3 protein-coding genes are annotated in these 2,159 nt (G+C 40.2%); all 3 read left to right on the forward strand.

Going from position 1 to position 2,159, the window contains the following annotated elements:
• The first annotated feature begins 346 nt into the window (after positions 1–346).
• Complete coding sequence (locus LC115_05480) at positions 347–706, forward strand: VOC family protein (GenBank protein MCZ2356129.1); 360 nt, start codon at positions 347–349, stop codon at positions 704–706.
• 9 nt (positions 707–715) lie between these two features.
• A complete protein-coding gene (locus tag LC115_05485) occupies positions 716–1,039 on the forward strand; it encodes a TfoX/Sxy family protein (protein ID MCZ2356130.1) in 324 nt (107 codons plus the stop codon).
• Between the two features lie 511 nt (positions 1,040–1,550).
• Positions 1,551–1,973, forward strand: coding sequence for an SRPBCC domain-containing protein (locus LC115_05490; GenBank protein MCZ2356131.1), 423 nt, complete (start codon positions 1,551–1,553; stop codon positions 1,971–1,973).
• The last annotated feature ends 186 nt before the right edge of the window (positions 1,974–2,159 follow it).

Below are 2,159 nucleotides of genomic sequence, written 5' to 3' on the forward strand. Positions count from 1 at the left end.
CGTTGAGCGACATTACGCCTGCGGCGTAGTTTTGTTCTTCGTGTTTTGCTGCGCAAACACTCCCATCCAAAACAAATGTCGCTCAACGCAGCGCTTGACCTAATTTTGTCTAAGATACGCCTGGGCTTTGCGCCGGCTGCGGCTCGCACCGCTCGCCGTTCCGGCTAACGTCGCCCAACAAAACACTTGACAAAATTAGATTCCGAGAAAAAAAACACCGGAATCCCAAAATAAATTTTGGTCTTCTCTTTTTTTTCTCGGAACTTCGTCAAGCGCTGCGTTAGCTGTAACCCAAGAACGACACGCATCAACAAAACGACAGGTATAACAAAGAACAAGAAATATTATGTTAGGACTTAGGACAACAATTTATAAAGTTTCAGACATTCAAAAAGCGACTGAATGGTATTCAAAAGCATTTGAAACTAATCCTTATTTCAACGAGCCCTATTATGTTGGTTTCAACATTAAAGGTTACGAACTCGGACTTCAACCAGAAGACAACCCGACTTTTGAAAAAGTTGAAAGTGTAGTTTCTTATTGGGGAGTAGAAAACATTCAAGAAACTTTTGACCGACTTATTGAATTAGGAGCAACCGAAAATGAAAAACCTTACGATGTTGGCGGAGAAATAATGACGGCAACTGTTAAAGACCCATTTGGAAACGTTATTGGCTTGATTTATAATCCTCACTTTCAACTATAAGACTAACCAATGGCATCCGACCCAAACTTTGTGGATTTTGTATTAGAACAAATCAAAAATGCAGGAGAAATAACCGCTAAAAAGATGTTTGGTGAATACGGTATTTATTCTGACGAAAAAATATTCGGACTAATATGCGACAATAAGCTATTCATAAAGCCGACCAATTCTGGACGAAAGTTTATAGGAAATGTTGTTGAAGCACCACCATACGAAGGAGCAAAACCAAGTTTTTTAATAGAAGACAAAATTGAAAACAGCGAATGGTTAAGTGAATTAGTTAGAGTATCAGTGAAAGAATTACCAACACCTAAACCGAAAAAGAAAAAATGACACACGAAATCAAATGGGCTACAGCTAACATCGTATTGGCAATAGGCGGGCTGAAGTGCTTCTATGAAACTTTTGTGCGTAAACAAACGGCAGTGCATCTATTGAACATTTGTGCTATAAATCCCGCCCATCGCCAATACGCGGCCCGTTGAGCGACATTACGCCTGCGGCGTAGTTTTGTTCTTCGTGTTTTGCTGCGCAAACACTCCCATCCAAAACAAATGTCGCTCAACGCAGCGCTTGACCTAATTTTGTCTAAGATACGCCTGGGCTTTGCGCCGGCTGCGGCTCGCACCGCTCGCCGTTCCGGCTAACGTCGCCCAACAAAACACTTGACAAAATTAGATTCCGAGAAAAAAAACACCGGAATCCCAAAATAAATTTTGGTCTTCTCTTTTTTTTCTCGGAACTTCGTCAAGCGCTGCGTTAGCGGTCATTGTAGGACGACCACAAAACTTTTAACGACAAACAACTTTGACATAAAAATTTAAACAATAATTAAATTAGACAAATGGCAACAAATATTTCAAGAGTAACCATAAATGCGACAACTCAAAAAGTGTGGGACACTTTGACCAAACCTGAACTTGTTAAACTTTGGCAGTATGGAAGTGACTTACAGACAAGTTGGGAAGTTGGTAGCAAAATAAAATTTGAAACAAAATGGGAAGACAAAGTTTTTGAACAATGGGGAACTGTTTTGGAATTTACACCAATGACAAAGCTTCGTTATTCATTATTTGCACCAAGACCAGACCTTGAAGACAAACCAGAAAATTATTTTGAAATGATTTACGCATTGACAAACAACAATGGACAAACTCAACTTGAAATAATACAAGAAGACAATAGACCAAACGCAGTTCAAGAAAACGAACAAGGCGAGGACAATCCAATCTTGAAAATGTTAAAAGAAATAACCGAAACAAATTGACAAAACAACGAACCGCTAACAAGGGTTTGCCAAAAGCGGGGTTGAAGTGCTTCGATTTAGCTTTTGGGCAAGGTTCAACAGCAGTAATTCTATTGAACTTTTGTGCTAAAATCCCCGCCTTCGGCAAGCCCCGAACCGTTGAGCGACATTACGCCTGCGGCGTAGTTTTGTTCTTCGTGTTTTGCT

It is taken from the genome of Bacteroidia bacterium (assembly GCA_026932145.1).
Lineage (GTDB): Bacteria > Bacteroidota > Bacteroidia > J057 > JAIXKT01 > JAIXKT01.